This is a genomic window from Nakamurella flavida, from assembly GCF_030811475.1.
GTDB classification, from domain to species: domain Bacteria; phylum Actinomycetota; class Actinomycetes; order Mycobacteriales; family Nakamurellaceae; genus Nakamurella; species Nakamurella flavida.
In genome coordinates this window covers 3,087,852-3,111,506 of the sequence record NZ_JAUSQV010000001.1, presented here as the reverse complement: position 1 = coordinate 3,111,506, position 23,655 = coordinate 3,087,852, and the positions used below count along the sequence as shown (strand labels likewise).

General features: G+C 71.6%; 24 protein-coding genes. 11 read left to right on the top strand and 13 right to left on the bottom strand.

Annotation, left to right across the window (positions count from 1 at the left end):
- Positions 1-49: 49 nt before the first annotated feature.
- Positions 50-787, top strand: coding sequence for a class I SAM-dependent methyltransferase (locus tag J2S58_RS13700; RefSeq protein WP_205257691.1), 738 nt, complete (start codon positions 50-52; stop codon positions 785-787).
- Positions 788-814: 27 nt separating this feature from the next.
- On the opposite strand, the gene J2S58_RS13695 is transcribed toward J2S58_RS13700, so the two are convergent.
- Together J2S58_RS13695 and J2S58_RS13690 are read right to left on the bottom strand one after the other, a co-directional pair.
- A complete protein-coding gene (locus J2S58_RS13695) occupies positions 815-1,909 on the bottom strand; it encodes a DMT family transporter (protein ID WP_205257690.1) in 1,095 nt (364 codons plus the stop codon).
- A 10-nt stretch (positions 1,910-1,919) separates the two neighbouring features.
- Positions 1,920-3,215, bottom strand: a complete 1,296-nt coding sequence (locus J2S58_RS13690) for an adenylosuccinate synthase (RefSeq protein ID WP_205257689.1) — start codon at positions 3,213-3,215, stop codon at positions 1,920-1,922.
- A 152-nt stretch (positions 3,216-3,367) separates the two neighbouring features.
- On the opposite strand from J2S58_RS13690, the gene J2S58_RS13685 reads away from it, so the two are divergent.
- Entirely contained in the window at positions 3,368-4,099 is a 732-nt protein-coding gene (locus tag J2S58_RS13685) for a hypothetical protein (RefSeq protein WP_205257688.1), read from the top strand.
- 27 nt (positions 4,100-4,126) lie between these two features.
- On the opposite strand, the gene J2S58_RS13680 is transcribed toward J2S58_RS13685, so the two are convergent.
- From J2S58_RS13680 to J2S58_RS13670, 3 genes are all read right to left on the bottom strand, one after another.
- A complete protein-coding gene (locus tag J2S58_RS13680; RefSeq protein WP_205257687.1) occupies positions 4,127-4,534 on the bottom strand; it encodes a DUF3151 domain-containing protein in 408 nt (135 codons plus the stop codon).
- 165 nt (positions 4,535-4,699) lie between these two features.
- Entirely contained in the window at positions 4,700-4,987 is a 288-nt protein-coding gene (locus tag J2S58_RS13675; protein ID WP_205257686.1) for a WXG100 family type VII secretion target, read from the bottom strand.
- Positions 4,987-5,286: a WXG100 family type VII secretion target gene (locus J2S58_RS13670; RefSeq protein WP_205257685.1), complete on the bottom strand. Its 300-nt coding sequence runs from the start codon at positions 5,284-5,286 to the stop codon at positions 4,987-4,989. Before J2S58_RS13670 ends, J2S58_RS13675 begins: the two co-directional genes overlap by 1 nt.
- A gap of 311 nt (positions 5,287-5,597) precedes the next feature.
- Between J2S58_RS13670 and J2S58_RS13665 the strand changes: the two genes are divergently transcribed.
- From J2S58_RS13665 to J2S58_RS13640, 6 genes are all read left to right on the top strand, one after another.
- Complete coding sequence (locus J2S58_RS13665) at positions 5,598-6,542, top strand: NAD(P)H-binding protein (RefSeq protein WP_205257684.1); 945 nt, start codon at positions 5,598-5,600, stop codon at positions 6,540-6,542.
- Positions 6,539-7,276: a type II CAAX endopeptidase family protein gene (locus J2S58_RS13660; protein WP_205257683.1), complete on the top strand. Its 738-nt coding sequence runs from the start codon at positions 6,539-6,541 to the stop codon at positions 7,274-7,276. Before J2S58_RS13665 ends, J2S58_RS13660 begins: the two co-directional genes overlap by 4 nt.
- 51 nt (positions 7,277-7,327) lie before the next feature.
- Positions 7,328-7,795 (top strand): hypothetical protein, encoded by a 468-nt coding sequence (locus J2S58_RS13655; RefSeq protein WP_205257682.1) that lies wholly within the window; start codon positions 7,328-7,330, stop codon positions 7,793-7,795.
- 4 nt (positions 7,796-7,799) lie between these two features.
- Positions 7,800-9,545 carry an aspartate-alanine antiporter-like transporter gene (locus J2S58_RS13650; RefSeq protein ID WP_205257681.1) on the top strand — a complete coding sequence of 582 codons (1,746 nt, stop codon included), beginning with the start codon at positions 7,800-7,802 and terminating at the stop codon, positions 9,543-9,545.
- 85 nt (positions 9,546-9,630) lie between these two features.
- Positions 9,631-11,253, top strand: a complete 1,623-nt coding sequence (locus tag J2S58_RS13645) for a bifunctional aspartate transaminase/aspartate 4-decarboxylase (protein ID WP_205257680.1) — start codon at positions 9,631-9,633, stop codon at positions 11,251-11,253.
- A 31-nt stretch (positions 11,254-11,284) separates the two neighbouring features.
- Complete coding sequence (locus J2S58_RS13640) at positions 11,285-12,124, top strand: DMT family transporter (RefSeq protein WP_205257679.1); 840 nt, start codon at positions 11,285-11,287, stop codon at positions 12,122-12,124.
- 239 nt (positions 12,125-12,363) lie between these two features.
- On the opposite strand, the gene J2S58_RS13635 is transcribed toward J2S58_RS13640, so the two are convergent.
- From J2S58_RS13635 to J2S58_RS13610, 6 genes are all read right to left on the bottom strand, one after another.
- Positions 12,364-13,308, bottom strand: a complete 945-nt coding sequence (locus J2S58_RS13635) for a peptidoglycan-binding protein (RefSeq protein WP_275889493.1) — start codon at positions 13,306-13,308, stop codon at positions 12,364-12,366.
- Positions 13,309-13,780: 472 nt separating this feature from the next.
- A complete protein-coding gene (gene fbaA / locus J2S58_RS13630) occupies positions 13,781-14,815 on the bottom strand; it encodes a class II fructose-bisphosphate aldolase (RefSeq protein WP_205257677.1) in 1,035 nt (344 codons plus the stop codon).
- 201 nt (positions 14,816-15,016) lie between these two features.
- Positions 15,017-16,204 carry a LacI family DNA-binding transcriptional regulator gene (locus tag J2S58_RS13625; RefSeq protein WP_205257676.1) on the bottom strand — a complete coding sequence of 396 codons (1,188 nt, stop codon included), beginning with the start codon at positions 16,202-16,204 and terminating at the stop codon, positions 15,017-15,019.
- Positions 16,201-17,130 carry a carbohydrate ABC transporter permease gene (locus J2S58_RS13620; RefSeq protein WP_205257675.1) on the bottom strand — a complete coding sequence of 310 codons (930 nt, stop codon included), beginning with the start codon at positions 17,128-17,130 and terminating at the stop codon, positions 16,201-16,203. Before J2S58_RS13620 ends, J2S58_RS13625 begins: the two co-directional genes overlap by 4 nt.
- Complete coding sequence (locus J2S58_RS13615; protein ID WP_205257674.1) at positions 17,127-18,170, bottom strand: carbohydrate ABC transporter permease; 1,044 nt, start codon at positions 18,168-18,170, stop codon at positions 17,127-17,129. The genes J2S58_RS13620 and J2S58_RS13615 overlap by 4 nt, the downstream gene beginning before the upstream one ends.
- Before the next feature lie 96 nt (positions 18,171-18,266).
- Complete coding sequence (locus tag J2S58_RS13610; protein ID WP_205257673.1) at positions 18,267-19,688, bottom strand: ABC transporter substrate-binding protein; 1,422 nt, start codon at positions 19,686-19,688, stop codon at positions 18,267-18,269.
- 523 nt (positions 19,689-20,211) lie between these two features.
- Between J2S58_RS13610 and J2S58_RS13605 the strand changes: the two genes are divergently transcribed.
- Positions 20,212-20,763, top strand: a complete 552-nt coding sequence (locus J2S58_RS13605) for an RNA polymerase sigma factor (protein WP_344470528.1) — start codon at positions 20,212-20,214, stop codon at positions 20,761-20,763.
- A 10-nt stretch (positions 20,764-20,773) separates the two neighbouring features.
- Positions 20,774-21,061 carry a hypothetical protein gene (locus tag J2S58_RS13600; RefSeq protein WP_205257672.1) on the top strand — a complete coding sequence of 96 codons (288 nt, stop codon included), beginning with the start codon at positions 20,774-20,776 and terminating at the stop codon, positions 21,059-21,061.
- Positions 21,062-21,091: 30 nt separating this feature from the next.
- Here J2S58_RS13600 and J2S58_RS13595 read toward each other — a convergent pair whose 3' ends face one another.
- Positions 21,092-22,549 carry an FAD-binding oxidoreductase gene (locus J2S58_RS13595; protein ID WP_205257671.1) on the bottom strand — a complete coding sequence of 486 codons (1,458 nt, stop codon included), beginning with the start codon at positions 22,547-22,549 and terminating at the stop codon, positions 21,092-21,094.
- Between the two features lie 127 nt (positions 22,550-22,676).
- On the opposite strand from J2S58_RS13595, the gene J2S58_RS13590 reads away from it, so the two are divergent.
- On the top strand, positions 22,677-23,354 hold the full coding sequence (locus J2S58_RS13590) for a DedA family protein (protein ID WP_205257670.1): 678 nt from the start codon (positions 22,677-22,679) through the stop codon (positions 23,352-23,354).
- 15 nt (positions 23,355-23,369) lie between these two features.
- Here the strand turns inward: J2S58_RS13590 and J2S58_RS13585 are convergent, their stop codons facing one another.
- A complete protein-coding gene (locus tag J2S58_RS13585) occupies positions 23,370-23,642 on the bottom strand; it encodes a hypothetical protein (RefSeq protein ID WP_205257669.1) in 273 nt (90 codons plus the stop codon).
- Positions 23,643-23,655 lie beyond the last annotated feature (13 nt).

The following is a 23,655-nucleotide window of genomic DNA, read 5'->3' as shown; positions in this document are numbered from 1 at the left end:
CCCGCCCCACACCCGGTCGGCCGGCACCGGGACGGAGCAGGATGACCGGATGGATCCCCGCCGCGCCCGCGTCTTCGGTTCCTTCGCCGCCGACTACGACCGGTGGCGGCCCGGGTATCCGGACGCCGCGGTGGACTGGCTGGTGCCCCCGGGGGCGCACGAGGTCTCCGACGTCGGTGCGGGGACCGGGAAGCTGACCGGCAGCCTGCTGGCCCGTGGGCTCCGGGTGACGGCGGTGGAACCGGACCCGCAGATGCTCGCCGTGCTCGCCGATCGACATCCGGGCGCCCGCGCGGAGCGGTCCGACGCCGGTCGGCTGCCCCTGCCCGACGCCGCGGTGGATGCCGTCCTGGTGGCGCAGGCCTGGCACTGGTTCGGCAAGGAACAGGCGCTCGACGAAGCCCGGCGGGTCCTCCGGCCGGGCGGCTGGCTGGGTCTGGTCGGCAACGCCCCGGACCCGGACGACCCGTTCGAGGTGGCGCTGGACCGGCTGCGGCCGGACCACGACCGGCGGTCCGCCGGGCCCGACGAGGCCGACTGGGACCTGCCCGGCGTGCCCGCCGAGGACGTCGAGACGAGCCGGTTCGCCTGGACCGACCACACCACGGCCGCCGATCTCCGCGCCCTGTCGGCCACGTTCTCCATCTACGCGGTCATGCCCGAGGACGAGCGGGAACGCGAGCTGGATGCGGTGGTGGAGCTCGCCGGGCGGTACGCCGAACCGGACGGGACCGTGCGCCGCCGACAGGTCGCGCACTGCGCGCGGGTGGTCTTCCCGCGCCGCTGACCCGGCGCAGGCCCTCCCCGCACCGGCTCAGTGCCGGTGGGGGTGGTGGCTGTCCGGGTAGTGCGGGTGACTGTGGGTCTGCGCAGGATGGGTGTGCTCGTGGCGGTGCCGGACCGCCCGACCGCTCCCCGCCGCCGTCCCGACCCGCCCGTCCCAGGCCCCACCGTCTCCGGGCCCGTGCTCGTGGTCGTGATGGTCGTCGTGGGTGTGCCAGTGCTCGTGGGTCAGCACCTCGTGGGTGTGCGGGTGGTCGTGCCGTTCCTGCAGGTGCAGCCAGACCCCCACCGCCATCAGCAGTCCGGCGGCGACCAGCGCCCAGGTCACCGCCTCGCCGAGCACGACGGCCAACACCGCTCCGAAGAACGGGGCGACCGAGAAGTAGGCCCCGGCCCGGGCGGTGCCGACGTGCCGGAGACCCACGATGAACAGCACCAGGCTGACGCCGTAGGCGACGAGCCCGACCGCCATCGCCCCGACGGCCGCACCCACCGGCGGCAGGGCGGCACCGAGGGTGAACGCCAGCAGCAGGTTTACCGGCCCGGCGACCAGACCCTTGACCGCGGCGAGGAAGGACGCGTCGGTCAGGGCGACCCTGCGGGTCAGGTTGTTGTCGATCCCCCAGCACAGGCAGGCCCCGAGGACGGCCAGCGACGGGAGCAGCGACCCGACCTGCACCCCGCCGGCCACGGTCAGCACCACCGCCCCCGCGACGATCAGCAGCATGCCCAGGGCGACGCGGCGGTCGACGTTCTCCCGGAACACCACCCACGCCAGCACCGCAGTGAACACGCCCTCGGCGTTGAGCAGCAGGGATGCTCCGGTGGCCGGCAGCTGGGTCAACCCGACCATGAGCAGCACCGGGGCGAGCATCCCGCCGGCCACCACCGCGCCGGCCAGCGGCCACCGTTCCGCCCGGGTCAGCCGCACCTGCGGAGAGCGCCGGACGACGCGGTACAGGCCCAGCCCGATCCCGGATCCGGTGTAGAGCAGGCCGGCCAGCAGCCACGGGTCGACTGCGCCCAGCAGCTGCTTGGCCAGCGGGGTCCCGGCCCCGAACAGCACCGCGGCGACGAGGGCAGCCTGCACCCCGGGGTGCGTGAGGGCGCCCCGTCCGGCCGTCATCGGGCTGCGATCAGTTCTGGTCGAGGACGTCGTGCAGGACGATCGTCTGATCCCGCCCCGGTCCGACACCGATGGAGGAGATGCGTGCCCCGGAGATCTCCTCCAGGTACCGGACGTAGCTCTGCGCGTTGGCCGGCAGCTCGTCGAAGGTGCGGCAGCCGGAGATGTCCTCGAACCAGCCCGGCAGCTCCTCGTAGATCGGGGTGGCGTGGTGGAAACCGGTCTGGGTGAGCGGCATCTCGTCGACCCGCTCGCCGTCCACGTCGTAGGCCACGCAGACCGGGACCTTCTCCAACGAGGACAGCACGTCCAGTTTGGTCAGGAAGTAGTCGGTGATGCCGTTGACCCGCGAGGCGTAGCGGGCGATGACGGCGTCGAACCAGCCGCAGCGGCGCAACCGGCCGGTGGTCACGCCGATCTCGCCGCCGGTCTTGCGCAGGTACTCGCCCCACTCGTCGTGCAGCTCGGTCGGGAACGGACCCGAGCCCACCCGGGTCGTGTAGGCCTTGAGGATGCCGAGCACCGAGGTGATCGCCGTGGGTCCGAGCCCCGAGCCGACGGCGGCGCCGCCCGAGGTCGGGTTGGACGAGGTCACGAACGGATAGGTGCCGTGGTCGACGTCCAGCAGGGTGCCCTGGGAACCCTCGAGCAGGATGTTGTCGCCGCGCTTGACCGCCTCGCCCAGTTGCAGGCGGGTGTCGGCGATGCGGTGCCGGAAGCCCTCGGCCTGCTCGAGCACCTGGTCCACGATGCGCGCCGGGTCCAGGGCCTTGCGGTTGTAGATCTTCACCAGGATCTGGTTCTTGATGTCCAGGGCCGCCTCCACCTTCTGCCCGAGGATGGACGGGTCGAGCACGTCCTGCACGCGGACGCCGAGTCGGGCGACCTTGTCCTGGTAGGCCGGGCCGATGCCCCGCCCCGTGGTGCCGATCTTGGCCTTGCCCAGGTAGCGCTCGGAGACCCGGTCGATGGCCACGTGGTACGGCATGATCAGGTGCGCGTCCGCCGAGATCAGCAGGTTCTCCGTGTTCACGCCGCGCTCCTCGAGCCCGGCCAGTTCGGTGAGCAGCACACCCGGGTCGATGACGACGCCGTTGCCGATGACGTTGGTGACGCCGGGCGTGAGGATGCCCGAGGGGATCAGGTGCAGCGCGAAGGACTGCCCGTCGGGCAGCACCACGGTGTGCCCCGCGTTGTTCCCGCCCTGGTACCGCACCACCCACTGGACGCGTTCGCCGTACAGATCGGTGGCCTTGCCCTTGCCCTCGTCGCCCCACTGGGCTCCGATCAGGACCATCACCGCCATGACACACTCCCCACTGTCCGACGCCGCGAGACCATGATCGGCCGACGACCCTGCTGGCTGCGGCCCCGCGACGGGGCGGGGAGCGACGGCACGGCCGCCCGATCCCCGCACGACGCACCTGGTCGGCGCGCGTGCCGATGGAAGGGTAATGCGTGATCGAAGTCCTGGTGATGTCATGCCTAGCCGGAACGGGTGCTCCGACCGGACGCATCGACCTCGGGGACGCCCGGGCGGCGGAACTGGCGGCCCTGACGGCACGGACCGGGACGCCGGTCCATCCGGTGGGGCCCCGCCCCGGCAAGGACATCGATCCCCTGCTGCGCGGACGGGTGCTGGTCGTCGGGGACGACGCCGACCTGGCCGCCGTGGCCCTGCGGGTGCTGCGCCGGAACCTGCTGGGCTCGGTCGAACTGGCCTACGCGCCGGCCCGGCCCACCGCGCTGACCCGGCTGTGGAACCTGCCGGTGGGTCCCGACGCGGTCCGCACCGCCGCGACCGCTCCGGCGCACCCCGTTCCCCTCGTCCGCGACGACGTCGGCGGGGTGCTGCTCGCCGAAGGATCGCTGACCCCCCTGCTGGGCGCGACCTACGTCGACGAACACAAGGTGCTGGCGGGCCCGGCCCTGCGTCTGCAGGTACGACCCGACCGCGCCCGCGGACTGCTGGTCACCGTCGAGCGTCGAGGTGCCCTGCCGTGGACGCGGCGCCGCACCACGACCGCGGGCCGGGCGGTGCAGATCGGCAGTGCCGCACCGAGCCTGGTGACCAGCGACGGCGTGGAGCACCCCCGCCGGATGGACCGGTGGACCTTCTACCGGCACACCGAGGATCTCCTGCTGGTCGGCGCGGACCCGGCCGCGCCGGCCGGGCCGGCGGCGCGCTGAGACGGGGTCTCCCGCAGGGACCGAGCCTCAGGGCAGGAGGTCGGTGGGGATCTCCGGATCGGCATCGAGCAGGAACGCCCGGAGCCGCTCGACCTCATCGGTCTCCTCGAACAACACGGCGGCCTGGGCGAGCGCGGACAGGCAGCGCAGGAATCCGCGGTTGGGTTCGTGGGACCAGGGCACCGGCCCCGCCCCCTTCCACCCGTTGCGCCGCAACCGGTCCAGGCCGCGGTGGTATCCGACCCGGGCGTAGGCGTACCCGGCGACGTCGTCCCCACGGTCCAGCGCGGCCTCGGCGAGGACCGCCCAGGCCAGGCACGACGTCGGGTGGCGGCGGGCGACGTCCTGGGCGGTGTCACCGGCCGCGAGCTCACCCGCGGCGGGGTCGACGGGCAGATGGACCGGGGGCGGGCCGAGCAGATTGGGTCCGGGCATGGGCCCATCCTGCCCGCTCCGGCAGCAGCACCGAACCGGTCACCAGCACCGGCACCGGCACCGGCTCTTCACCCGCGCCGGCACCCCGCCCGCGCCGGCCGGGCGGTCCAGCCCGCCACCCCGCCGCCGCGTCGCCCCACCCACCACCCGGGCCGCCGGCCCCGTTCACATCGCGAACTGTGCCGCCATGGCCGCGTCGACCTGGCGGTACCGCTCACCCGCCGAGGCCACGGACTCGGCCAGCGAACGCAGCACGATCTGCCGCTCGGCGGCGGAGGCGTCCCAGCGGGCCTTGAGCGAGCGGTAGGCCAGCAGCGTGTCGGCCTGCATGTCGGCCGTCGCCCCGAGCGTGGCGTCCAGCTCGGCGAGGTGCTGCTCGATGCGACCCCAGGTGGCCACCAGAGAGTCGTACCCGTTGGTGAGAGCGGCGTAGTTGACCGCGATGGTGGCCATCAGGCGGACGCCGGGATGGCGGCGGCCGTGGCCGACTCGGCCTCGCCGAAACGCTGGGCGGAGGAGATCAGGGTGGTGCCCTGGCTCAGCAGAGCGTCCTTGAGGGTGACCGCGGTGGCCAGGTAGCCCTGCACCGCCGCCACGAACCGCGGCGCGGCCTCGCTGGACTGCCAACCGGCCTGGATGGACCCGAGCAGGCCGTCCATCGTGGCGATCTCGCGGGCGAGCGCCGACCCCGTGTCGCCGACCGCACCTCCGGCCGCGGCGATCCGCTCCGTGGTGATCGAGAACCCTTCCATCTGTTCGGTTCCTTCCGTCCGGCGACGGCCTCTCCGTCGTCCGGGCCCATCGTGCGCAGCGGAGGGCGGTGGCGGAACGGGCCGGCCGCGTCCGGGGACAGGAATCGGACAGGGGGACAACCTGCCCCCGGCGGCATCCGTGCCGGTCGTCGCGTCGGTACCCAGGGTTAGGCTGATCAGGGCAGCAACCGGTCCCCGCCGCGGCCACGGTCCTCCCGTGGACGCGGCACCGACCCGGGCGCACGTGCCGTGGTGAGCCCCGGCGCAGCAGCGCGGGGGTCCAGCTGCCCGACCACACCACCAGGAGCCCCATGACGTCGCCCGCCCCCCTCCGCGTCCTGGTCACCGGAGCCTCCGGCTTCGTCGGCTCGCACCTGGCCCGCGCGCTGGTGGCCGACGGCCACCACGTCCGGGCGATGACGCGCCGTCCCGAGAAGTACACCGGCGCCGGTGATCCGGTGCGGGCCGACGTCTCCGAGCCGGCCACCCTGGAACCGGTCCTGGACGGCGTCGACGTCGCCTACTACCTGGTGCACTCGCTCGGCTCGGCCGATTTCGAACGCGAGGACGCGGAGGCGGCCACCGACTTCGGCCACGCGGCCGCCCGGGCCGGTGTCCGGCAGATCGTCTACCTGGGCGGGCTGGGCGACCCGGGGGAGAACCTGTCCGCGCACCTGCGGTCGCGTCGCGACGTCGAGTCGTTGCTGGGCCTGGGCGGAGTGCCGGTGACGGTGCTGCGGGCGGCCGTCGTGGTCGGCCACGGCGGCATCTCCTGGGAGATCACCCGGCAGCTGGTCGACCACCTGCCGATGATGATCGCGCCGCGCTGGGTGGAGACCCGCACCCAACCCATCGCTCTGTCCGACGTCGTCCGCTACCTGGTCGGCGTGCTCGGCCGCCCGGAGGCGTTCGGCCGGGTGTACGACGTCGGGGGGCCGGAGATCATGCGGTACAGCGACATGATGCGGCGTGCGGCGCGCATCCAGAAGAAGCGGTCGCTGCCGATGATCCCGGTGCCCCTGCTGACCCCGCGCCTGTCGTCGGGCTGGCTGGCCCTGGTCACCGACGTCGACCTGGAGACCGCGCGCAACCTGATCGACTCGATGACCAACGAGGTCATCGCGCACGACACCAGCATCCGCGAGCTCGTCCCCGGTGAACCCGTCGGGTACGACGACGCCGTCCGGGCCGCCCTCGACGCGCGGGCCCGCGAGCAGGAGGACGCCCGCCCGGGCGCTCCAGCCACCCGGTCATGACCGGTCCCGCCGCACGCCGCCCACTGGTCGACCGGTTCGGTCGGCTGCTCCGCCCGGCCCTGGTGGACCGGGTGGAACGTGACCACCAGCAGAGCGCCCGGGCCTTCCTGCGCCGCCGGATCGTCGTGGCCGTCACCCTGGTCGTCGGCGCGACCCTGCTCGGCCTGTCCCTGTCCGTGGATCCCACCGATCCGCGCTTCTACCCGTTGACCATCGCGCTCGCCGCGACCTGGGTCATCGGTGGCGTGCTCAGCGGGCCGCTGCACCTGGGGTACATGCCGTTCCGGGGTCGGCTCCGCCGCCCGGTCATCACCCCGATCGCGTTCGGGCTCGCCACCGCGGTGCTCTTCATCGTCGGCGCGCTGATCGTGCGGCAGATCCCCCCGCTGGCCTCGCTGACGGACGCCGTCCTGGACCAGGCACGCGGGCGATCGCTCGTCCTGGTCGCCCTGATCACCCTGATCAACGGCATCGCCGAGGAGATCTTCTTCCGGGGTGCGCTCTTCGCGGCCATCGGAGTCCGGCATCCGGTCGTCATCTCCACCGTGGTGTACGGCCTGGCCACGGTGGCGTCCGGAAACCTGATGCTGGTGTTCGCCGCGCTCACCCTGGGTCTGCTGTTGGGCCTGCAACGTCGGGCCAGCGGCGGCATCCTCGGGCCGATCCTCACCCACGTCACCTGGTCGACGACGATGCTGTTCGTCCTCCCGCCGCTGTTCTCCGCGGTGGGCTGACCGGCCACCCGGCCCTGGCCGCCGTCGGACCTCCCGCGTACGTTTCCCAGGATGCGCACCGAGAACGCCCTGGAGGCGCGGGCGACCGACACCATCGGCCCGCTACGGATCCGCCTGCTGGCCGCGGCCAGCGCCAAGCAGGCCGTCGTCGTCCTCGGGGGCGACGCGGACGCGCCGGCGTTCCACGTGTTCACCGTGGCGGACGTCATGGGCGCTCTCGCCGGGCTCACCGGCGGCACCAGCCTGACCGAGGCGCTCGACCTGTCCGGTCGGCCGCCCGTCGCGGCGGTGTCGCTGCGGACGGCGACGGATGCCGACGTGGGTCGACCCGTGGTCGAGAACGGCCGGCTGCTCGGTGTCGTCGCCGGCGAGGTCCTGCGCGCCGAATCCACGGAGGACGAGATGGGCCGCACGATGACGCCGCCCGCCAGCACCCCGGCCGACACGGCGGCCGAGCCGGCGGACAAGCCCAGGCGCCGGTGGGGATTCCTGTCCCGGTCCGGCAGCCGCGACGACTGACCTCGTGGACGGGGCTGCGCGCTGGGTGGCGAGCGCGTTGATCGGTCACCCGGAGATCGCCGTGCTGCTGGCGGTCGGGTCGGGTTTCGCGCTCGGGCAGGTCCGGGTGCGATCGGTGAGCCTCGGGGCCGTCACCGGCACCCTGCTGGTGGGGGTGGCCCTGGGCGTCGTCGTGCGCCTTCCGGACACCGGCGCCGGCCGTACCACTCTGGTGGTCGACGGCCCGGCCCGGAACATCTTCTTCCTGTTGTTCCTCTTCGCGCTGGGCGTCCGGCTCGGGCCGCAGTTCGTCGCGGGTCTGCGCGGAACGGGAGCTCCGCAGGCCCTGTTCGCGGTGGTCCTCGCCGTGGTCGGGTTCGCCACCGTCCTGGGGGTGGCCGCCGCGTTCGGGTTGAACCCGGGTCTGGCCGCCGGTGTCGCCGGGGGCGCCCTCACCCAGTCCGCCATCGTCGGGGTGGCGCAGGGATCCATCGCCGGCCTCGGCGCGGACGCGTCGACACTCCAGGAATGGAGTGATCTGGTGCCCGTCGCCTACGCGGTCACCTACCTGTTCGGCACCGTCGGTACCGCGCTGTACTGCGCCAACATCGCCCCCCGCCTGCTGGGCATCACCGCGCTGCCCGCGGCGGCCGCCGCGCTGGAGGAACGCCTCGGCCTCGCCGGGTCGGCTCCCGACGTCCACTCGGCCTACCTGGACGTCACCCGGCGCGCGTATCTCCTCACCGCGCTCCCGGACGGGGTGCGCACCTGCGGCGACCTGGAGACCTACCTGGAGACGCGCGCCGGGGGCGGGCAGCGGGTCTACGTCGCCAGGGTGCGCACCGGGGACACGGTCCGGGACGCCGACCCGGGGACCGTCCTGGCCGCCGGCGGGACGGTGGCCCTCACCGCCCGGCGGATGGACCTGTTCGCGGACGCGCTCGCCCCCGTCGCGCACGAGACCGACGACCGCCGGCTCCTGGACTTCGGCATCGAGGACCTGTGGGTGATGGTCTCGCATCGCGGCGCGGCCGGTCGGACCGTCGGGGAGCTGCGGACGGACGGGCGGTTCCGGCGGATCTACGTGCGGGCCCTGCGCCGCGGCGGTCATGACGTCCCGCTGGCCGATCCCGTCACCCTGCACGCCGGGGACGAGGTCCGGGTCCAGGGACCGCAACCGTTGCTCGAGCAGACCATCCCCTCCATCGGGCACGCCGAGCGCAGCGACGACCGGTCGGGCATGGTCGCCATCGGGCTGGGGATCGCGGCCGGCGCTCTGGTCGGGGTACCCGCCCTGCACGCCGGCGGCATCCCCGTCGGTCTGTCGACCAGCGTCGGCGCACTGCTCGCCGGCCTCCTTCTCGGCTGGTTCCGCACCCGCCGGCCGATCACGGCACGGATCCCCGCCGCCACCGACTGGTTCCTGGAGTCGGCGGGCCTGGCGTTCTTCATCGCGATGGTCGGCATCTCGGCCGGGCCGTCGTTCCTGTCCGGCCTCACCCGGTACGGCGTGGGCATCCTGCTGGCCGGGGTGGTGGTGACCCTGGTGCCGCTGCTGGTGATGACCGCACTCTCTCGCTGGGTGTTCCGGTTCGACCCCGTGCTCACGCTGGGGATGCTGGCCGGGGCGCGGTCGTCGTCGGCCGCCGCCGGCGCCGTGCGGGACGCCGCCCGCAGCTCGGCGCCGATGCTCGGGTACACCGTCCCGTACGCCGTGGCCAATGTGGCGCTGACGATCGGGGGCGCGGTGGTCGTGGCGCTCACCGGATGAGAGTCGCGCGCGTCGAACCCGTCCGTCCCACCCCTGCGTGCTGCAGTGTTCACGCACAGTCCCGGAGAGCCGGAGGTCCCGTCCGATGCCCGACCGACCGTTGACCCGCGCGGAGATCCGCGCCCTGCAGACGCTCTCGCCGTTCGAGCTGCGGGAGAAGTTGCGGGAGATCGCCGGCGCGCACGAGGGCCGGACGGCCTTCCAGCAGCTCAACGCCGGTCGTGGCAACCCCAACTTCGTCGCGCCCACCCCGCGGGAGGCGTTCTTCCGCCTGGGCTTCTTCGCCCTGGAGGAGTGCCGGGCCGCCGTGTCCTGGGATGCCGAACTCGTCGGCGTCCCGCAGAAGACCGGCATCGCCGATCGGTTCCGGACCTGGTTGCGCGACCACACCGGCGAGTCCGGGGTCGATCTGCTCGCCCGCCTCCTGGACTGGGGAGTCCAGGAGTGCGGGTTCGACGACGACGCCTTCGTCTGGGAGATCGCCGACGCGGTCATCGGCGATCACTACCCGGCCCCGGACCGGATGCTCCACCACACGCAGGACGTCGTGCGGCGGTACCTGCTCCAGGAGATGGGCCCGGGCATCGGCCCGGTGGACCTGTTCGCCGTCGAGGGCGGTACCGCGGCGATCTGCTACGTCCTGGACTCCCTGCTGGCCAACCGGCTGGTGCGGCGCGGTGACCGGGTGGCCGTGATGACGCCCATCTTCACGCCCTACCTGGAGATCGCTCGGCTCGACCAGTACGACTTCGAACTCGTCCGGATCGGCGCCGACGCCCGCACCCCCGACGGGGAGCGGAGCTGGCAGTTCCCGGACGACGAGATCGACCGGCTGCGGGACCCGTCGGTGAAGGTCCTGCTCTGCGTCAACCCCACCAACCCGACATCGGTGTCGGTCGACCCGGCGACGCTGCAGCGGATCGCCGCGGTGGTCGCGGAGGACAACCCCGACCTGATCGTGGTCACCGACGACGTCTACGGCACCTTCATCGACGGTTTCACCTCGCTGGCCGCCCACCTGCCGCACAACACCCTGCTGATCTACTCGTTCTCGAAGTACTTCGGCGCGACGGGTTGGCGCCTCGGGGTGATCGGGCTGCACCCCGACAACGTCCTGGACCGCCTGCTCGATCGGCTGCCCGAGGCGGACAAGCAGGCACTGGACACCCGGTACGCCTCGCTCACCCTGGAGCCCCGCGCCATCCGGTTCGTGGACCGCCTCGTCGCCGATTCCCGCAACGTCGCCCTGAACCACACCGCCGGGCTGTCGCAGCCGCAGCAGCTGATGATGCTGCTGTTCTCGGCCTACTGCCTGCTCGACCGGGACGACCACTACAAGGCCCAGGCGCAGGCGCTGATCCGGCGCCGGCTGGCGGACCTGATGGCCGGCATGGACCTGACGATGGCGCCGGACCCGCTCCGGGTCGGCTACTACGTCGAGCTCGATCTCCTGCACCACGCCGAGCAGGAGCACGGCACCGACTTCACGGACTACCTGATCGCGAACCACGAGCCGACCGACATCCTGTTCCGGCTGGCCCGGGAGAGCGGGGTCATCGCCCTCAACGGTGGCGGGTTCGACGCGCCCCCGTGGTCGATCCGGCTCTCCATCGCCAATCTCCGCGACGACGAGTACCGGGAGATCGGGTCCGCCATCCGCACGGTGAACCAGGAGTACGTCGACGAATGGCGGGCGAGCGGTCGATGACGCCTCCCGCCCCGGCCCACCGGTGCCGGGGGTGAGCACCGTCATCGCGGTGGTGCTGGCCCTGATGTCCGCGGTGCTGGCCGCCGTCGGCACGGTCATGCGCCATCAGGCCACCGTGCGCACCGGGGGCATCGGCCGCGCCTGGGTGCTGGGTGCGGTGGTCTCGGTCGGCGCGTTCGCCCTGCAGGCGGCCGCCCTGGTGATGGGCGAGGTCCTGCTCGTCCAGCCGCTGATCGTGCTGTCGGTGCTGTTCGAGCTGTTCATCCAGGTCTGGTGGACCCGGCGGCCCGCCACCGCCTGGCAGTGGACCTGCGGGGCGGCCGTGGCCGTCGGGGTGGGCATCTTCGTCGTCTTCGCGCGGCCCCAGCCCGCCGTGCACGGCCGTCAGGCCTGGATCCTGGACACCGTCGTCATCGGTTTCCTGCTCATCGTGCTGACGCTGTACCTGACGGCCCGCCGAACCCGGGGGAACACCTCCGGACTGCTCTTCGGTCTCGTCGCCGGCTCGCTGTTCGGGTTGGTCGCGGTGCAGATCAACTCGCTGTCCGACCCCTTCCGCGGGCTGACGCAGACCCTCGCGAACCCCACCCTGTGGATCTGCGTCCTCACCGGCGCCGCCGCCATCGTCGCCCAGCAGCGGGCCTTCGGCCGGGGATCGTTGGAGGTCTCCTACCCGGCGATGGTCTCCGCCGAACCGGTGGTCTCGATGATCCTGAGCCTCGCCGTGCTGGGCGAGAAGCTCTCCTCGCACAGCGTCGGCACCTACGTGGGCATCACCGGCGTGGCGATCATGATCCTCGGCGTCGTCGGACTGGCTCAGGCCAACGCCCGCGAGGAACGTCGGGCGGCCGCTCCTCGCCGGGTCCACTGAACCCTCGTGCCGCCGCGCACCCCGCATCCACCGGCCCCGGTCAGCAGAGAGCCCCGGAGCGGCATGCTCCGGGGCTCTCGATGCTCGCGCCTGGTCGGGCATCGACCGGGCCGGGCTGGACCATCGCGAACGACGGCCTCACTGTGATTCTCGTCCCCCGGCCCCTGCCCGTTACGCAGGACGGAGCAAACCCGACAAACTTTGACAAAGCGTTACCAGGCCGTCCACCGCGGGCCGCCTCAGCCCTGCCAGGCGGCCACCCAGGTGCGCTGGCCGATGATGCCGGACGGGTTGATGCCCTGGCTCTGCTGGAAGGCGACCACGGCGGCCTTGGTCGCATCGCCGTAGTAGCCCGTCCCGGTCAGCCCGTACCCGCGCGAGCCGAGCTGTCGTTGGAAGCACTGCAGCTCACGTGCCGTGTCGCCCTCGACGAACTGCCGCTCGGGCCAGGCCGGTGCGGAACCCGTCCCGACCTGGCACGCCTCGTCGCTCGCCGGGACGTAGCCGGTCGCCGGGGCGGCTGCCGGAGCGGGAGCCGGAGCCGCGGCCCACGCCGCTGCCCAGGTCTTCGGGCCGATGTACCCGACGACGTTGAGGCCCGCCTTCTCCTGCAGGGCCAGCACCGCGGCCTGGGTGTTCGGACCGAAGTAGCCGGTCCCGGTCAGCCCGTAGCCGAGCGCGCCCATCTGACGCTGCCACGACTTCAGCTCCTCGGACGAGTCCCCGAGCCGGAACTGACGCCCGGGGTAGGCCGGTGCACCGTTCGTCGGCGCCGGGTCAGCGGCGGGCGCAGGATCGGACGGGGCCTCGGACCCACCGCCGCCGCCCTGGTTGCCCGGGACGGGCGGCTGCACCTTGGATCGGGCGTCGCCGTCCTCGGACAGGCCGACCAGACCGGCACACACCCAGGGGCTCCACCCGCGGTTGCGGTAGAGGATCAGCGCGCGGTAGTCCTGCTCGGTCGCCGACGCCTCGTGCGGATAGCCGCTGCCGCCCACGGAACGCCAGGTGCTGAGGTCGAACTGGTAGGCGCCGTAGTAGCCGTTGCCGGTGTTGATGTCGTAGCGGTTGGTCGATTCACACATCCGGAGCTGGTACCAGTCGTCCGCCGACGGGTCGGCGGACGCGGTGCCTCCCCCGACGAACAGGGCGGTGGCCGCGAGTGAACCGATCGCAGCAACCATCGCCAGGCCTCGACGCATGAGCGCCTCTCTGCAAGTCGCACTCAGTGGTCCGCGGCTACTGTGAGTAGCTAGCCATGAGCCGCCGACGCCGCTTCCCCTTGTCCGGCACCGGTGGTGACCACTTCCCCGCTCGACTCTCCATGCTGGGCGCCCCGGAGGCACGTCAGACCGGAAGGACCCGCAGAGCGAGGGGCCGCGGGATCGGCAGGCCGTCAGGGCGACGGCATGAGTCCCAAGCTAGTTCACGAGTCCCACTTGTCACAAGATCCCCGTATAACACGAGCAACCTCCGCGGCCCCGGAACGTCGGTCCGACACGCCGGACCACGGAGATGAGTCCGCCCGGACCGCCGGGACTCCCTGGGGAATCCGGCGATCCGGGCGGGATCGCGTGATCGACGTCCGCCGATCAGCAGCTCACAGCATCAGGCAACGGGGCTGTCAGGCACCGTGTCGATCAGGCGCCGTGTCGATCAGGCGCCGAGGGACTTGCCGGCCGAGCCCAGCTGCTGGCAGGCCTCACCGATGCGGGCGGCCATACCGTTCTCGCCGAGCTTGAGGTAGGCGCGCGGGTCGTAGGCCTTCTTGTTGCCGACCTCGCCGTCGATCTTCAGCACGCCGTCGTAGTTGGTGAAGAAGTGGCCGACCAGCGGGCGGGTGAACGCGTACTGGGTGTCGGTGTCGATGTTCATCTTCACCACGCCGTAGGACACCGCCTCGGCGATCTCCTCGGCGGTCGAGCCGGATCCGCCGTGGAAGACCAGCGCCAGGGGCTTGCTGCCCTCGGCCAGGCCCAGCTTCTTGGCCAGGGCCTCCTGGCCGTCCTTCAGCACGGACGGGCGCAGCTTGACCCCACCGGGCTTGTAGACGCCGTGCACGTTGCCGAAGGTGGCCGCCACGATGTAGTTGTTCGCCTCCGGGACGCCCAGCGCGTCGATGGTGGCGATGAAGTCGTCGGGCGTGGTGTACAGCTTGTCGTTGATCTCGTGCGCGACGCCGTCCTCCTCACCGCCGACGACACCCACCTCGATCTCCAGGATGACCTTGGCCGGGGTGGTCAGGGCCAGCAGTTCCTTGGCGATCTCGAGGTTCTCCCCCAGCGGCACGGCCGAGCCGTCCCACATGTGGGACTGGAACAGCGGGTTGCCGCCGTTGCGCACGCGCTCGGCGGAGATGGCCAGCAGGGGCTTGACGTAGGTGTCGAGCTTCTCCTTCTGGCAGTGGTCGGTGTGCAGCGCGACGGTGACGCCGTACTTGGCCGCGACCACGGTGGCGAACTCGGCCAGCGCGACCGCGCCGGTGACCATGTCCTTCACGTTGGAGCCGGACGCGAACTCGGCACCGCCGGTGGAGACCTGGATGATGCCGTCGCTGCCGGCGTCGGCGAAGCCCTTGATCGCGGCGTTCACCGTCTCCGACGAGGTGATGTTGATGGCCGGGTAGGCGAACCCGCCCTCCTTGGCCCGGTCGAGCATGGCGGCGTACGTCTCGGGAGTGGCAAGAGGCATGAACGGTCCTTCCGCGGTCGGGACGCCGGCGCACGGTGTGTGCGGACGCCCGGATGGTGTGTGACATCTGAGCCGACCCGTCGACCCGGTCCGGGTGGTGACGGCCAGCGTGGGCAACCCGGGGTCAGGTGCGGTCGGGGGCCAGTATCGCGCATGGGCCGCCGGGGCGGCTCGCGCAGGGTCCCACCGTGCCGCCGACACCTAGTTCGTGGACCGCCCGGAGGGCGGTGCGGTGGTGCCCCGCACGATCAGGTGCGGGGTGATCTCCGCGGTGTGCGACGGACCCGGGTCCGGCGTCAACTGGTCGAGGAGCAGCCGCGCCGCCATCCGGCCCTGGTCCCGCACGGGTTGGGCGACCGTGGTGAGGTCGAAGAGATACCCCAGGTCGTGGTTGTCCACGCCCACCACGGACAGATCGCCCGGCACGTCCAGGCCCAGTCGGCGGGCGGCGTGCAACACCCCCATGGCGACCTCGTCGCTGACGGCCACGACGGCGGAGGGCGCCGGGGTATCACCCGCCACCACCGACCCCCACATCCGCTCGAAGGCGATGCTGCCACCCTCGACCGCGAACCCGGTCGACGGGCACCAGCCACCGTCGATCGGCGCGCCCGCCCCGGCCATCGCGGCCCGGTAGCCGGCCGCACGATCCCCGGCGACGGTGAACCCGAACGCCTCGGCGGGGTCGCTGCCCAGGAAGGCGATGCACCGGTGGCCCAGGCCCAGCAGGTGCTCGGTGGCCAGCCGGCCCACCAGCACGTTGTCCACCAGGACGGCGGGCACGGACTCGATCATCGATCCGACCGTGACCACCGGGACCCGCAGCGCGAGCAGGGTCTGCACCGACTGCAGACCCAGCGGCACGTTCAGGGCCAGTACCCCGTCCACCCGCTTGTCCAGGCTGCGGACCCCGGGAGCGGCGGGGCCGTCGTCCACCGAACCGTCCAACGGATAGAGCAGGACGTCGTACCCACGCCGACTGAGCACCTCCTGCGCACCGTCGATGACGGCACCGAAGAACCAGCGGGACACCCAGGGGGCCAGGACGGCGATGGCCTGGGTCCGACCGGTGGTCAGGGCGGCGGCCGACGGCGAGGCGACGTAACCCAACTGGGCGGCCGCATCGATGACCCGCACCCGGGTCGGGGCGGACACCCCGCGCAGCCCGCGCAGTGCCCGGGACACGGTGGCCGGGGAGACGCCGGCGAGGGCGGCCACCTCGACGATGGTGTTGGCCGTGACCACCCGGCCGCCCACGGGCGACCCGAAGGCGACCGTGGCCTCCCGGCCCGGCGTGCGCTCACGGGGAGCGGACGCCGGACCGGGCGCCGTCCGGGATACCGAGTCGGGCTGGGCGTTCTCGTCCAGCTCCGGCACGGTCCGGCTCACCCCTTGACGCTGCCCGCGAGCAGGCCGCGGACGAAGAAGCGCTGGAGGCTGAAGAACACGATCAGCGGCACGATGATCGAGATGAAGGCGCCGGCGGAGAGCAGCTCCCACGACGAACCCCGGGTGCCGGACAGGTCGGCGATGGCCGCGGTGACCGGGCGCAGGTTCGGACTGGGGGCGAACACCGTGGCGACCAGCAGGTCGTTCCACACCCACAGGAACTGGAAGATGCCGAAGGCCGCGATGGCCGGTACCAGCAGCGGCATGAGCACGACGAAGAAGATCTTCACGTGACCGGCGCCGTCGACCCGGGCCGCCTCGATGATGGAGGCCGGGACCTCCTTCATGAAGTTGTGCAGGAGGAAGATCGCGAGCGGCAGGCCGAAGATCGTGTGCGAGATCCACACCGGCCAGAACGAGTTCTGCAGACCGAAGTTGACGAAGATGGTCTGCAGCGGGATCAGCGCCACCTGCAGCGGGACGACCTGCAGCGCGAAGACCGCCACGAACAGGAAGTTCCGCCCCTTGAACGGGATCCAGGCGAAGGCGTAGGCGGCCAGCAGGGCCAGGAAGATCGGGATCAGCACCGCCGGGACCACGATGACGATCGTGTTGAGGAAGAAGCTGCCGAGCCCGCCCTGGGCGTTGAGCGCCTGGTCGTAGTTGGTCAGCGTGAAGCCCGGGTTGGTGATGATCGACCACCACCCGCTGGTGTTGATGTCCTCCACCGGTCGGAACGAGGTGATGAACAGCCCCAGCGTCGGGATGGTCCAGAGGATGGCCAGGACGATGGCCAGCCCGGACGCCCACGGCGAGGTGAGCTTGGTCTTCGCCTCCTGGGCCCGCAGCTGCCGCTTGAGCTGCCGGGAGGAGACGGGCTCCTCGACGCGGACGTCGGTCTGCGGAATGACGGGAGCTGTGGTCATCGAACTTCCTCCGCGAGCCGCATCTGCCGGACGTTGTAGACGATCACCGGGATGATGATCACGAACAGGACGACGGCCAGTGCGGCGCCGATGCCCTTCCCGCCCTCACCCTGGCGGAAACTCTGGGTGTAGAACTCGTTGGCCACGATGGACGTGCCGTAGTTGCCGCCGGTCATCGTCCGGACCACGTCGAACGCCTTGAGCGAGCCCATGGCGATGGTGGTCAGCACGACGACCACCGCGGGGCGGATGGTCGGCACGGTGACTCGGCGGAACAGCTTGAAGCCGGTCGCCCCGTCGATCTGCGCGGCCTCGACGATGTCGTCCGGCACCGCCTTGATGGCCGCGGACAGGATCGTCATCGCGAAGCCGGCGTTGATCCAGATCATCACCACGATGAGGAAGAACGTGTTCCACGGTTGCGTGATGATGAATTGATAGGGGTCCGCGCCCAGCCAGACCAGAACCTGGTTGGCCAGGCCGATCTGCGGGGAGCCGCCCTGGCGGTACTCGTAGACGAACTTCCAGATGATGGATGCGCCGACCATGGAGATGGCCATGGGCAGGAACACCAGGGCCTTGGCCGCCTTCTCGAAGCGGGTCCGGTCCACCAGCACGGCGTAGATCAGGCCGAACAGGGTGGAGACGACCGGGACGAGGACGACCCACCACACGGTGTTGAGCAGCGTCTTCTGGAAGGCCGGGTCGGTGAACACCCGGGTGTAGTTGTCGAAGCTGAAGCCCAGCTCGGTGAGCCGCTGGCCGGTGTTGGGGTTGATCACCGGACCGCCGTCGGGGCCGACGGCGTTGACGCTGACCTGGAAGGAACGGACCACCGTTCCCGCCGCCGGGTAGAACAGGCCGACGGCCAGCAGGATGGCGACCGGGCCGAGGAAGGCCGCGACGATGACCCAGTTGGGAACCTTCGGGCGGTCGATCGCGAAGAGCAGGACGGCCATGATGACGCCGAAGATCACCACGGCCAGCACCATCGAGATCAGCTTGTCGCCGACCGAGGTGGGGTTGAGCAGAAAGTCCATTCCGTTCCTCCTCCAGGCTGAACGTGGAACGGCGGGCCCGGTCCGGGCGATGCTCCGGACCGGACCCGCCGTCATCACATCAGCGCGTCCGTGGGGTCAGCTGGTCGGCCAGGCGGCGTCGATGTTGGCCAGGGTGGTGGCATCGTCCTGACCGGTGATCCACGCCGTGAACTGCTTCCACTCGGCGTCCGAACCCACCGGGGCGGGCATCAGGTCGGAGGCGTCGAAGCGGAACGTGGTGTCGGTGCTCTGCAGGGTCTTGAGCGCCTCCTGCTGGACCGCGCTCTCCACGCTGCTCGCCTGCAGGCCCAGGTTGGAGGAGATCCAGCTACCGGCCTTGGCCCGGGCGTTCGCGTACTCCGGGGTGGTCAGGTAGTACTCGAACGCCTGCACCTCGGGGCGGTCGGCGAAGGCCGCGTAGAAGGTGCCGCCGCCCAGCACGGTGGTGCCGAACTGGTCGTTGGCCGGCGGGAAGTAGAAGGCGTTGATGTCGCCGTCCGGGCCGATGGTCTTGCCCTTGAAGTTGGAGTCGAAGTTCGCGGCCTCACGGGCGAAGGTGCACTGCCCGTTGAGCAGCGGGGTGCTCACGTCGTTGAACTGGGTGGAGGCGATGGTGGCGACGTCGCCGAACCCGCCGTTGACGTACTTCGGGTCCTTGAGCAGGGCGCCGACCTTGGCCAGCGCGTCCGCGATGGGGGCGTCGGCGAACTTGACGTCGTGGCTGACCCACTGGTCGTAGACCTCGGGGCCGGCGTAGCGGAGCACGTACTCCTCGAGCCAGTCGGTGATCTGCCAGCCGGTGGCCTCACCGGAGGCGATGCCGATGCACCACGGCTTCTCGCCGGTGGCGGCGATCTGATCGGTCAGCGCGGTGAGCTCGTCCCACGTGGTGGGGACGGTGTAGCCCTTGTCCGCGAACGTCTTCGGGGAGTACCAGACCAGCGACTTGAAGTCGGCGTTGTTCGGGATGCCGAACGAGATCCCGTTGACCGTGCCGTAGTTCAGCCAGTCGGACGGGAAGTACTTCTGCGCATTGGTCTTGACGAAGTCCGGCAGGGGCTTGACCGCACCGGTGTTGTTGACGATCTGCGACAGCAGACCCGGCTGCGGGAAGATGCCGAGGTCCGGCGGGTTGCCACTGGCGACGCGGACGCCGACCTGGGCCTCGAACTCCTTGGAGCCCTCGTAGTTCACGGTGACCCCGGTGCAGGTGGTGAAGTCCTTGTAGGCCTCGATGTACGGGGTGTCCTCGGGGGACACGATGGTGCTGTACACGCCGACCGACCCGCTCAGGTTCGGGTACTGCGCCTTGACCGCGTCGCACCAGCCGCTCTCGGCGGGCTGCGGTCCGGTGGCACCCGCGACACTGCTGGCCGGGGCCGACGAGCCGCCGGCCGCACTGCCGGCACTGCTGGCGGTGGGCGTGGTCGTCGAGCCGCCACACGCGGACAGCAGCAGGGCCGCCGCACTGACCCCGACGATCGCCGTGGTGATCTTCCTTGCCGGTCGAGAGTTCACTCGGCTGTTCCTCCGCTTCGTTGCTGGACAGGGCCTTGTGTGAAGCCGTTCACATTCACACGCCCTACGCATGGAAGCGTTTTCTCTCCTGTTGCGCAACCCAGGGCGGCGCCAATCCGGTAACAGTTCCGTAACCTGATCGAGGCCACCGAACCGACCCGAGGAGCCACCCCGGTCACGCTGCGGTACGCGCTGCGATGCCCGACCCGCCACGGGATATCGCCCGATCCCTGCCCGGGTGACCCGACCACGGCGCACCGCCCGCGCGCGACGGGGTGCTCGTCGGGGGCCAGGCCGGACCCGGAGTCCTGCCGCCGGACACCGCGGGGCGCCGGGCCTGACCGACCGGCACCCACCCGCCGGTCTGCCAGGATCGGGGGACGGCCCGGCCACGGACCGGCAGTACCGGCGTACCGGCAGAAGGGCAGTCGTGAGCATCGAGGACGAGGACTCGAGCTCCGCCGAGGCGGAGAGCCTGGTCGAACGGACCCTGGGCACGCTGGCCTCGCTCAACCCGCTCCGGGTGCCCGCCGGATCGCCGGAGCCCGAGCCGGACCGGCCGTCCGACGTGCCGGCCTCCGAACCGCCCGCCCCGGTGACCATCGACGACCTCTACCGCACCCATCGGATGGGGATGGTCCGGCTGGCGATCCTGCTGGTGGACGACCAGGCCAGCGCCGAGGACGTCGTCCAGGAGGCGTTCGCCGGGTTGTTCCGCAACTGGGGCGGCCTGCGCGACACCCAGGCGGCCATCGGCTATCTGCGGACCGCCGTGGTCAACGGCTCCCGGTCCATGCTGCGGCGGCGCCGCACCGCCCGGGCCTACGTGCCCCCGCACGCCGGGACCGCGCGCTCCGCGGAGTCGCTGGCCATCCTGTCCACCGAGCACCAGGCCGTGGTCTCCGCGCTGGCCGATCTGGCCCCCCGGCAACGTGAGGTGCTGGTGCTCCGCTACTACGGCGGACTGTCCGAGGCGGAGATCGCCGAGGCCACCGGGTTGTCCAAGGGCACCGTGAAGTCGACCGCGAGCCGCGCGGTCGCCAAGCTGGGCGACCTGGTGCGGGACCGGTCGTGACCGGCCCGCGGTGACCGGGGCCGAGCGCGGCCCGCACCGGCGGCCGGACCCGTCCAGCGGACCGGCCCCCGCGGCCGACCCGGAGCAGGTGCTGGCGCAGGCCCTGCGGGCGATGGCCGGCGGCCCGCGCGGCGCGGCCGGGTCCCCGCCGGGCGCGGCCCCGCTGTCGCCTTCCGCCGCGCGGCCCAGGGGGGAGGATGCCCGGCGTTGGACGACGGCCCAGGTCCTGCTGCTGGCCGCGGTGGTCGGGCTCACCCTCGGCGTCGTCGCCGGCCTGCTGTCGCTGATCCTGGGCTGAGCGTCACCGTGCCGGAATCACCGCACCGGCTCATCGCATCGAGAACATCGACCCCGGGTTGAACAGCCCCTGGGGGTCCAGGGCGGCCTTGATCGCGCGATGCACCGAGAGCCCCACCGGGCCGATCTCCCGGGCGAGGAAGTCCTGCTTGATCCGGCCGATCCCGTGCTCCCCGGTGACCGTGCCGCCGAGCTCCGTACCCGCGGTGAGGATGCGGTCGAAGGCGCGGTGGGCCGCGGCGACGTGCGCGGGGTCGGCCGCGTCGTAGACCAGGGTCGGGTGCATGTTGCCGTCGCCGGCGTGACCGACGACGGCGACCACCACGCCCTCCTCCGCGGCGATGCGGGCGCACGCGGCGATCAGCGGGGCGATGGCCGTCCGGGGCACGCACACGTCGTCGGTCAGCCAGCTGCCCAGGGTCTCCAGCGCGGTGAGGACGTCCCGGCGGGCCTGCAGCAGCATCCGCCCCTCGGCGAGGTCGTCGGTCACGAAGCTGAACACCGCCCCCGCCGCCAGGCACACCCGTTCCAGGTGTTCCATCTCGGCCATGCCCAGGGCCCCGCCGGCATCGGACTGCCCGAGCAGCAACGCGGCCGGGGTGTCCTCGTCGCCCAACATCCGCACGCCGGTGTGCCGCTCGACGGCGGTGATCGACGTCGCGTCCATGATCTCCAGCAGCGAGGGCACCAGACCGGCCCGGACGGCTCCGGTGACGGCGGCGCCCGCCTGCTCGGCCGAGGAGAAGGCCGCGACCAGGGTGCAGGGCGCGGCCGGGAGGGGCCGGAGCGACAACGTGGCCTCGGTGATCACCCCGAGGGTGCCCTCCGACCCGACGATCAACCGGGTCAGGTCGTACCCGGCGACACCCTTGACCGTCCGCCGCCCCGTGCGGAGCACCTCACCAGAGGCCAGCACGACCTGCAGTCCGAGCACCGCGTCGGTGGTCACGCCGTACTTCACGCAGCACAACCCGCCCGCGTTCGTGGAGAGATTGCCGCCCAGGGTGCACCAGTCGTAGGAGGACGGGTCGGGTGCGTAGAACAGGCCGCGGGACTCCACCGCCCGCCGCAGATCGCGGTTGACCACGCCGGGCTGCACCACGGCGAGCCGGTTGGCCTCGTCGACCTCCAGGATGGCGTCCATCCGCGTCATCACCAGGGTGACCGCTCCGTCCACCGCGTTGGCCGCCCCGCTCAGGCCCGACCCGGCCCCCCGCGGGACGATCGGCACCCCGGCCTCGGCACAGGCGCGGACCACCGCGGCCACCTGGCCGGTGTCGGTGGGCAGGACCACCGCCCCGGGCGTGCCGGCCGGGGCCAGCGGCATCATGTCCCGCGCGTAGGACGCCGTGACGTCCGGATCGACGGCCACCCCGCCCGGACCGACGGCCGCGCGCAGGGCGTCCAGCAGACCGGGCGGGAGCGTGTGACGCCGCCCGTCCGCGGGGCTACCGGGCAGGGTCGGGTCCGCAGCGGCGAGGACGTCCATGGCGCGACGCTAATCCCGCCCGGGCCGCTGCGCACCCGTGCCGGGAAAAGGTTGCCTCATCGGTCGCGGGTGGGCTGTTGGTCACGATTCCGGGACGGAATGTCCTCATCGGATACCCTCTGTGACCGTGACCTCTTCCGATCTCGCGCTCCTGCCCGGTTGGCTCGACCCGTCCGTCCTCATCGGGAACATGGGTTCGTGGGCGGTGCTGGGCATTCTGCTCATCATCTTCGCGGAATGCGGGATCCTCATCGGGTTCTTCCTCCCCGGCGACACCCTGCTGTTCATCGCGGGTCTGCTCGTCGCCACCTCGCACAACGGCGGGGCGGGGATCGACATCAATCTCGGCCTGTTCATCGGGCTGCTCGCCCTGGCCGCATTCATCGGGAACATGGTCGGTTACGGCATCGGATACAAGGTCGGGCCGGCCGTGTTCAAGCGCCCCGATGCGAAGTTCCTCAAGCCCGAGTACATCGAGAAGTCCTCGGCCTTCTTCGCCAAGTACGGGAAAATCACCATCGTGCTGGCGCGGTTCGTGCCCATCATCCGCACCGTGGCCACCGTGATGGCCGGTGCTTCCCGGATGGATCCGAAGATCTACACGCTGTACTCCGCCATCGGCGGCGTGCTGTGGGTCGGCGTCGTCACCGTCGCCGGGTACTTCCTCGGCCAGATCGAGTTCATCCGTGACAACGTCGACCTCATCGTCATCCTCGCGGTCGTCGTGGTGGTCTGCGCGGGCGCGGTCCCCGCCCTGCTGCACTGGTTCCAGCGTCGCAAGGCCTCCGGGACCGCCGGCGCCTGAGCCCGGCGGGGCCGGTCAGGCCGGCTCGCACCAGCTTTCCGGGAGCGAGACCGTCACCCCGAAGAAGGTCGGCTGCTGCGCGCAGGTCTCCCCGCGCACCTGGTTCGCGAAGTCCAACGCGTGGTCCCGCTGCTGCCAGCCGAAGAACACCAGCGTGGCCGCGATGGCCAGCACGACGATCTTCCCGATGACCTTCTTGATGATCACCGCGAGCACGAGTGCGAGCACGGCGATCCCGATCAGCACCCAGAGGGCGGTACCGCGCAGGGCGTCGAGGCCGATATCCATGGGCCGAAACCTA